Annotated in this window: 7 protein-coding genes; 5 read left to right on the top strand and 2 right to left on the bottom strand. The window is 43.3% G+C overall.

Features of this window, described 5'->3' with window-relative positions; all coding sequences use genetic code 11:
- Positions 1–69 precede the first annotated feature (69 nt).
- The 4 genes from B2575_RS08065 to B2575_RS08050 all read left to right on the top strand — a co-directional run bounded on the left by B2575_RS08065 (position 70) and on the right by B2575_RS08050 (position 2,094).
- Complete coding sequence (locus tag B2575_RS08065) at positions 70–426, top strand: HNH endonuclease (protein ID WP_296241095.1); 357 nt, start codon at positions 70–72, stop codon at positions 424–426.
- Positions 427–468: 42 nt separating this feature from the next.
- Positions 469–879, top strand: a complete 411-nt coding sequence (locus tag B2575_RS08060; RefSeq protein WP_296241093.1) for an OsmC family protein — start codon at positions 469–471, stop codon at positions 877–879.
- 84 nt (positions 880–963) lie between these two features.
- Positions 964–1,428 carry a flavodoxin family protein gene (locus B2575_RS08055; RefSeq protein ID WP_296241090.1) on the top strand — a complete coding sequence of 155 codons (465 nt, stop codon included), beginning with the start codon at positions 964–966 and terminating at the stop codon, positions 1,426–1,428.
- Positions 1,429–1,440: 12 nt separating this feature from the next.
- A complete protein-coding gene (locus B2575_RS08050; protein WP_296241087.1) occupies positions 1,441–2,094 on the top strand; it encodes a DUF938 domain-containing protein in 654 nt (217 codons plus the stop codon).
- A 94-nt stretch (positions 2,095–2,188) separates the two neighbouring features.
- Here B2575_RS08050 and ppc read toward each other — a convergent pair whose 3' ends face one another.
- Entirely contained in the window at positions 2,189–4,978 is a 2,790-nt protein-coding gene (ppc, locus tag B2575_RS08045) for a phosphoenolpyruvate carboxylase (protein ID WP_296241085.1), read from the bottom strand.
- A 94-nt stretch (positions 4,979–5,072) separates the two neighbouring features.
- Positions 5,073–5,864, bottom strand: coding sequence for a dienelactone hydrolase family protein (locus B2575_RS08040; protein WP_201553433.1), 792 nt, complete (start codon positions 5,862–5,864; stop codon positions 5,073–5,075).
- A 312-nt stretch (positions 5,865–6,176) separates the two neighbouring features.
- Between B2575_RS08040 and B2575_RS08035 the strand changes: the two genes are divergently transcribed.
- Complete coding sequence (locus tag B2575_RS08035; protein WP_201553435.1) at positions 6,177–8,264, top strand: catalase; 2,088 nt, start codon at positions 6,177–6,179, stop codon at positions 8,262–8,264.
- The last annotated feature ends 98 nt before the right edge of the window (positions 8,265–8,362 follow it).

The following is an 8,362-nucleotide window of genomic DNA, read 5'->3' as shown; positions in this document are numbered from 1 at the left end:
TTTTTAATGTCAGATTGAGTAGTCATTGCTTATTCTCCGGTTAGTGGATTATAAGCAGTTACACAAAGTTTGGGAAACTCCCCTTTAGTTAAGTTTTTCCATGCTATTCTCGATAATCTTAGCAATGCTACCGAATCTGATGAAGTATTAATAATGCTAAGTAAGTCATCCGATTTTTCATATCTAAATCTGGATGACTTACACCAAGAAGAAACCGCTTCTACATCGTTTTCAAAGTCGACGAAAAGCGCGGCATATATTTCTGAAGCGATTAAAACTTCTCCAAAATGCAAGATATGTGGAGGAATTCTTCATCAAAAATCTATTTCAATCGATCATAAAATTCGTAAAGAAGATGGTGGAACGGGTTTGCTAAGTAATGCGCAGCTTTCGCATCCATATTGCAACACTACTTATAAAAATTAAGATGATAGTCTGACAGAAACATTAATTCTTAAAGAGAACCCTATGACAACTTCAAAATTAACCTACCAAGGCGATTTGCGTACCACCGCCATTCATTTGCAATCAAACAATGAAATCATCACCGATGCGCCAACGGACAACCAAGGCAAAGGCGAGGCATTTTCGCCGACTGATTTATTGGCGACGAGTTTAGCCAGTTGTATGCTGACCATCATCGGCATCAAAGCCCTTGATATGGAGATTGATATCGCAGGTACTACGAGCGAGGTGATCAAAATAATGGCTGCTGATCCAAGACGCGTTAGTGAAGTGCATATTGCCATTACTTTTAATCAAGCGTTAGATGACAAGACGCAAAAGATATTTTATAACACCGCGCTGACTTGTCCGGTTGCGAAAAGTATCCATCCTGATATCATTCAAAAAGTGACTATTCATTCCAGAAGCCATTAATTCTAAGAGCTTTTAATTCTAAGAACTACTGATTCCAAGAATTGTTAATTCCAAAAACCAGTGACCTTTATAAGGATGGTTGAGATGGCTAGCAAAACCTTGCTTATCGTTGCGCATGCGCCATCACCTAATACTAAGAAGTTAGCGCAAGCGGCTTATTATGGTGCCAATCATCCTGAGTTAGACATTAATGTCATATTGAAGTCACCACAAGATACCCAGCCTGAAGATGTATTGGCAGCTGACGCACTATTATTAGGAACGACTGAGAATTTGGCGTATATGGCAGGGCTGACCAAGGATTTCTTTGATCGTTGTTATTACCCTGTGTTAGAGAAGAAGCAAGGCATGCCTTTTGCGGTATATATTCGAGCTGGGCATGATGGGACAGGTACTAAGCTTGCGCTCAAAACCATTACCACTGGTTTGCGCTGGTCATGGATTCAAGAGGCGCTGATTTTACAAGGTGATTGGCAAGAAATCTTTACTGATCAAGTCGAAGAGCTAGCGATGACACTGGCAGCTGGGGTAGAAGCGGGTATTTATTAATAAGGTGTTTTTATGGTTAATGATAACTTAGGTAATACTGATGCTAATATCGTTGCTAATCTACCATTTTCTCAAGCGTGTGAAAATAATAAACAGCCGATTCTGACAGTTCTACAAGAAGAGCTAAAAGACTTTAAGCACGTGTTAGAGGTTGGTTCTGGAACCGGTCAGCATAGTGTGTATTGCGCACCAAGATTGACCTATTTAACATGGCAGACCAGTGATGTGTTTGCTAATCACGCTACCATCAATGCTTGGCATGCTGCTTATCCTGCCCCTAATTTATATGCACCGCTTACTTTTGATGTATCGCGTGATTCAGTGCCAGGCAATGAGGTTGCCGATGCGCCTTATGATGCAGTATTTACCGCCAATACCTTGCATATTATGTCGTGGACTTTAGTGGCTAAATTATTCCAATTGGTCGGTGATATGCTACCCTTAAATGGTAAATTCATCGTTTATGGACCCTTTAACGAAAATGGCAGTTATAGCAGCGCAAGCAATCGTCAGTTTGATCATAGCTTGCGCCAGCGCGATGCTAACAGTGGCATCCGTCATTTAGAAGACGTTATAGATTTGGCAAATACACATCATTTAATGTTAAGTAAGCGTTATGAGATGCTATCTAACAATCAAATATTAGTATTCGAAAAACTCTATTAACGTAAAAAGCTGAGTTGATTCACTGTGATAACACTATGAATCAACTCAGCTTTATATAAGTTCGAATCCGTAAAGACCAACCTATTTATAAATACTAACCTGTATTGCGTAGCCCTGCTGCCAAAGCATTGATACTACGAATCAATGCATCTTCGACAGCCAGTCTCTCGTTATTTTCCAATTTATCATCACTAGCGTTATCAGGCTGGCGCATACGCTTGAGTAGCTCAATCTGGATGTAGTTGATGGGATCTAAATAGGCGTTACGCCATTCTAATGAATTAGCCAATTCTTGTTGGCTTGAGAGTAAAGACGCTTGTTCTAGCAAGGAGTTGAGACCTGCGTGCGTCAGTTCATGCTCATCAATCACTGCCTTCATGACTTGCTCACGTAAGCTTTCGTCTTTACACAGTTGACTGTATGCACGGGCGATATTCATCTCGGATTTTGTAAAAGCCATTTCAATATTACTGATAAAGACATTGAAAAACGGCCAGTTTTTATTCATCTCCTTCATTAACGCTTCGTCTTTTTTGACGCTATCTAAAGCGCTGCCGACGCCATACCAAGCGGGAAGGGTAAAGCGCGCCAATGACCAGCCAAATACCCACGGTATCGCCCGAATCGTCGATTTGCTCGGAAGTCCTTTTTTACGGTGAGCAGGACGCGAGCCAATATTGAGCAATGAAATCTCTTGTACTGGTGTGGCCTCAGAATAAAACTGATAGAAGCCCTCTGTATTATCCGTCAGCTCTCGATATTGCTGTTCGCCTGCATCTGCCAAATCAGCAAACAACGCTTCATAGCTATCTAGCTGTTTGGGTTGTTCGACAAATCGTGACGAGCTGGCTTTTAGCGCCCCCGTGATTCCCATGGTTAATTCAAACACGGCAGTATCTGGATTAGCATACTTGGCGTAAAGTACTTCGCCTTGTTCAGTGAACTTGATCTGTCCATGTAAAGTGCCAGCAGGCTGCGCGGCGATGGCTTGATGGGTTGAGCCACCACCACGACTGACGGAACCACCACGACCATGGAACAGGCGAGTGGTGATACCATATTGATTGGCGATATCGGTGATGGTTTGCTGGGCACTATATAATTGCCAAGCGGAGGTAATAATGCCGCCGTCTTTAGAAGAGTCTGAGTAGCCAAGCATAATCTCTTGAATGTTTCCTGAGTGCTCAAGTAGCTCCCGATACAGCGGATTGTCCAACACCATTGGCATAATCTTATCGATATTTTTTAAATCTTCGATGGTTTCAAACAGTGGCGCAACTGGTAGGGCAGAAAATAAATGCCCATTCTTATCAATACCCGATAAGCCTGCAAAACGCATCAGTAGCAGCACCTCTAATAGCTGACTGGCGTTATTGGTCATCGAAATTACATAGCTACCAAAAGTATCGTCGCCAACCAGTTTACGCAGTTTAGCGACAGAATTCATTAGAGCAAGCTGCTCATGTGTTTGCGCGCTTAAGTTGTCGGTATAAATCAGCGGTGCACCCGGCTTTTCTAGCAAACGCGTTAGCCATTCTTGCCGCTCTGTTTCGCTGAGGGTGTGATAGTCGGGCAGATTTGAGGCGCTAGCAAAAATATCTGCAATGACTTCGCCGTGATATCCTGAATCTTGGCGAATATCTAGCGAGGCTAAATGGAATCCACAGGTTTTGACTAGGCGAATGGTATCAAGTAGTAAGCCTTCGCTATGCGCTTTGTCATGAGTATTGACACTTTTGCGAATAAGGCGTAAATCATCTAGCAAGGCCGTCGGTGTTGAGTAAGCCTCTTTTGCAGCCTCCTCATCTGTGCCTTGGCTTTGGATATGCTGGTTGGTCGCTTTTATTTTAGCCAGAATAATGGACAGCAGTCTTCGGTACGGCTCATTATTGTAATCATCAGGATTGTAGCAAAAGACTTTTTGATCGAGTGTGCTGTAGTCTTTGATACGGGTATAAATCTCTGGCGCGATATCGACGATAGTATCGCTATGAATCAGCTCACGACGCAATTTTCTGACCAATACTTGGTAATGGCGTAGCACGGTATTAGCATGCATCAATACCGCCATTTCAGTGGTTTCGTGGGTGACGAATGGATTGCCATCTCTATCGCCGCCAATCCAAGAGCCAAAACTGACAAAGGCGGGTAAAGGGTAGTCGATTAACTCAGGATAGATATCGACGATAGCGTCTTTTATATTACGATATACTTTGGGAATGGCAGTGAATAAGCTGGCATCAAAATAGTGTAAGCCGTTGTTTATTTCATCATAAACCAAAGGTTTTCGGCTGCGAACTTCGTCTGATGACCACAGTAAGTCAATGGTTTCTGCTGTCTTTTGCTTAGCTTGCATAAAGGCTAGGCTACCTTCGGAATAGTCGCTCATGGCATCGGTATGCTCATAGAGGGTCTGCAAGATATTCATGGTGGTGCGTCTACGGGCTTCGGTAGGATGAGCCGTAAAAACAGGAATAAATTTAAGGTGATCAATAAGCTCTTTGATTTGCGCAGGTTCGATTTGCCGCTCACGGCATTCTAACAAGGTGCGGCGAAAGGATCCTTCCCAGCTTTGATTGGACTGGGCACGCATAGTACGGCGTTGCTCACGCAGATAGTTTTCTTCCGTTAAATTGGCGAGAAAAAAGTAAATAGAGAATGCGCGAATGACGTTTTTTAAGGTTTGATTGTCTAATGAGGCAATAAGATCGATCAGCTGCTGTTTGTGTGTTGGATTATGCTCACGGCGCTCCTGAATAAAGCCTTTGCGCAATGTTTCGATAGTACGTAGGGTATCCTCACCAGATTGGCGAGAAATGGCCTCACCTAAAAATGCGCCTAACAATCTAACACTCGCACGCAATACGTCGTTCTTCAATAACATAATTGGCTTCCTTGGCTTTTAATCGACTCATTTATCAATGAGATAGGCTGGTTAATAATTAAGGGTCGCTGTTCTTATAGGATATGAATTAAAGTTATTTATATTCATTTGCTAAAAAATCCAAATAGCGTTTCCACGAGCGCTCATCGGCACGTGCATCATATCTATCACTGCCGAACACGCTAAAGGCATGTGGTGCACCACTATATGTCACCATCTCATGCGGTACTTTTGCTGCTTCTAATGTCTTACCCAAAGTTGCGAAGCTCTCTAGAGAGACAGATTCATCAGCAGAGCCATGGAATACTAAGATTTCTCCAGTTGTCTTGTCATAACTTTGACCTGTTGGAATATCGAAGGCACCATGGAAGGGTACAAATGCTTTTTGCTCAAATCCTGAGCGCGCCAGCTCCAGAGCAACGGTACCGCCAAAACAATATCCCATGGTAGTGCCTTTACGCACATCATTACCTTGTAGTCTTCCAGCATTCAACGCACCTTGAAGTATGCGGCGCATTTTATTGCGATTATCGTATAATTCCCCAGTTAAGCGTTTGTTTTCTTCAATAGAAGTAGGACGAACGCCTTGCCCGAACATGTCTGCCGCCAATACGTTGTAGCCCTCCGTGGCTAACATGTCAGCACGTTTGCGCTCATAGTCTGTCAATCCATCCCAATCATGAATGAGTAGGATAAAAGGCGCATTAGCTTTGTCGGCTTTGGCGTAATAGCCTTCGTATGCTTGATCATCCACGGTATAGGTAATATTTTTGGTTGTAATGGCGGCAGCTGTTTGGCTGAAAGTCAGTGCCATTAGTCCGATTGACGCACCCATTAGCAATGAGTGATAAGGTTTTTTGGACGTAGTCTTTGAAGTTGATAACATGGTATGTCGCCTTATAATCGTATAAAAAAGATAAATAGTTGGCTAAAACCATGCCCATTTTATTTATCAACTGTTTTAATGCTTCCTAAGAGCATACCTTAAAAAATCACTACATGACAAGAATCTATCGTCAACGTTGAGGCTCTGTTTAAATACGCTGAAATTACGGCTTTATCACGGCTGCAAACTTTAACCAAATATCAACAAGGAGTGCCATGAATTAGTCATATTTTTTGGCTAATATTAAAGACAGCTCTATACAAAAGTTCTAAAGAAATAGAGCCTACTTTTAATTACTAGCTAGGATGCATAATGAAAAATAATATTGATCATACTGACCCCGCTAAAGATATGAATACGGAACGTGGCAATGGCGGTGAGACTCACCAGCGCGCAGGGGATGACACCAAAGTATTGACGACCCAACAAGGTGTCATCATCTCTGACAATCAAAACTCTCTAAAAGCAGGCGCACGTGGGCCAACCTTATTAGAGGACTTTGTGTTACGAGAAAAAATCCATCATTTTGACCATGAGCGTATTCCTGAGCGTATTGTTCATGCGCGTGGTAGTGCTGCTCACGGTTATTTTGAACTCACTGAGTCGCTCGAAAAATACACCACGGCGAAAATTTTGACTGAAACAGGTAAACAGACGCCTTTATTTACCCGTTTTTCTACGGTTGCAGGTAACAAAGGCTCAAAAGATACGCCACGTGATGTGCGTGGTTTTGCTGTGAAGATTTATACCGAAGAAGGTAATTGGGACATCGTGGGTAACAACATGCCAATTTTCTTTATTCAAGATGCGATGAAGTTTCCAGACCTCATTCATGCGGTCAAACCAGAGCCGGATCGTGGATTTCCGCAAGCTGCTTCGGCGCATGACACCTTTTGGGACTTTGTGTCATTAAGTCCTGAGACCATGCATAATTTAATTTGGCTGATGAGTGATCGTGCACTACCACGCAGTTTACGCATGATGGAAGGCTTTGGTATTCACAGCTATCGTTTAATCAACAAAGAAGGCAAGAGTACCTTTGTCCGTTTCCATTGGAAACCTGTACTCGGTGTACAGTCAACCACGTGGGATGAGGCGGTAAAAATCTCAGGCGCTGACCCTGATTATCATCGCCGTGATTTGTTTGAAGCCATTAATAATGGCGACTATCCTGAATGGGAGTTTGGCGTCCAGTTATTTACTGAAGAAGAGGCTGATAAATTCCCGTTTGATCATCTAGATGCCACCAAGCTGATTCCAGAAGAGATGGTGCCAGTGAAAGTCGTGGGTAAAATGGTGCTGAACCGTTATCCCGATAATTTCTTTGCAGAAACGGAGCAAGTGGCGTTCTGTCCATCGCATCTGCCACCAGGTATCGACTTCAGTAACGATCCATTATTACAAGGTCGTTTGTTCAGTTATCTAGACACGCAATTATCACGTTTAGGTTCGCCTAATTTTGCCCAAATTCCAATCAACGCGCCGAAATGTCCGTTTGCCAATAATCAGCAAGATGGTCATATGCAGATGCAAGTACCTAAGACTCGTGTACTCTATGAACCACAAAGTTTAGACCCAACCAGACCACGTGAAAGCGCCAAGCGTGGCTTTGAATCATTCCATGAGCAGTTGGATGATGGTGTGAAAGGTCGCGTGCGCGCAGAGAGCTTTGCCGATCATTATAGTCAACCGCGCATGTTCTATCGTAGCCAAACACCAGCTGAGCAAGCGCACATTGCTTCTGCTTATGCCTTTGAGCTAGGTAAAGTAGATACGGCGCATGTACGTACGCGTATGCTGAGTCATCTACCGCATATCGATGAAGACTTGGCAAATCGTGTGGCAAAAGCGCTAGGTATGGAACTGCCAGAGCCTGCTGATGCCGCTGCTCCTGTACAGGATATGGCGACATCGAAAGCAGTACAAACGATTGGTCTAACGCCTAAGAGTTTAAAAGGCCGTTTGATTGGTATCTTGGTCGCTGAAGGCTCAAAGCATAGTGAAATCAAAAAGTTCGAAGAGGCGGCAAAAGCGCAGGGTGCTAGCGTGAAAATCGTTGCACCCAATAAGGAAGTTGTCTTAGATGATGAGACGCGCATACAGGCTGATGAGCGTCTCGCTGGCGGTCCATCAGTGATGTTTGACGCAGTCGTGAGTATCATTATGCCAGAGCAAGCTAAGAAGCTAGCCAAAGACAGCTCAGCATTAGATTGGTTCAACGATGCGTATGGTCATTGCAAAGCCATTGCTTATTGCGGCGCGACCGATGAGTTTATCTTAAGTAAGCTACCTATCGAAAAAGATGCCTTTGTCACGCCACTAGCTGAATTGGATACTTTTATTGAGAATGCCAAATCTCGTCTGTGGGAACGTGAGCCAAAGGTTCGTGATTTGGCGTAGTTTTTTTAGACCTCTAATAAAGAACTCAGCCTTAGCGCTGGGTTTTTTATTGAATTTTTAAAGCTAATTTCAGAGTGCTTGGTAGCGCCCAAATATTT

It is taken from the genome of Psychrobacter sp. UBA6739 (genome assembly GCF_002453835.1).
Taxonomy (GTDB): domain Bacteria; phylum Pseudomonadota; class Gammaproteobacteria; order Pseudomonadales; family Moraxellaceae; genus Psychrobacter; species Psychrobacter immobilis_A.
Note: the sequence above shows the minus strand (reverse complement) of the source record. Positions and strands in the feature narration are given on the sequence as shown.

Excerpts from the sequence above, each read along its gene's own strand:
- ppc (WP_296241085.1), bottom strand. The coding sequence starts at position 4,978 with ATGTTATTGAAGAACGACGTATTGCGTGCGAGTGTTAGATTGTTAGGC.
- B2575_RS08035 (WP_201553435.1), top strand. The coding sequence starts at position 6,177 with ATGAAAAATAATATTGATCATACTGACCCCGCTAAAGATATGAATACG.
- B2575_RS08055 (WP_296241090.1), top strand. The coding sequence starts at position 964 with ATGGCTAGCAAAACCTTGCTTATCGTTGCGCATGCGCCATCACCTAAT.
- B2575_RS08050 (WP_296241087.1), top strand. The coding sequence starts at position 1,441 with ATGGTTAATGATAACTTAGGTAATACTGATGCTAATATCGTTGCTAAT.
- B2575_RS08060 (WP_296241093.1), top strand. The coding sequence starts at position 469 with ATGACAACTTCAAAATTAACCTACCAAGGCGATTTGCGTACCACCGCC.
- B2575_RS08040 (WP_201553433.1), bottom strand. The coding sequence starts at position 5,864 with ATGTTATCAACTTCAAAGACTACGTCCAAAAAACCTTATCACTCATTG.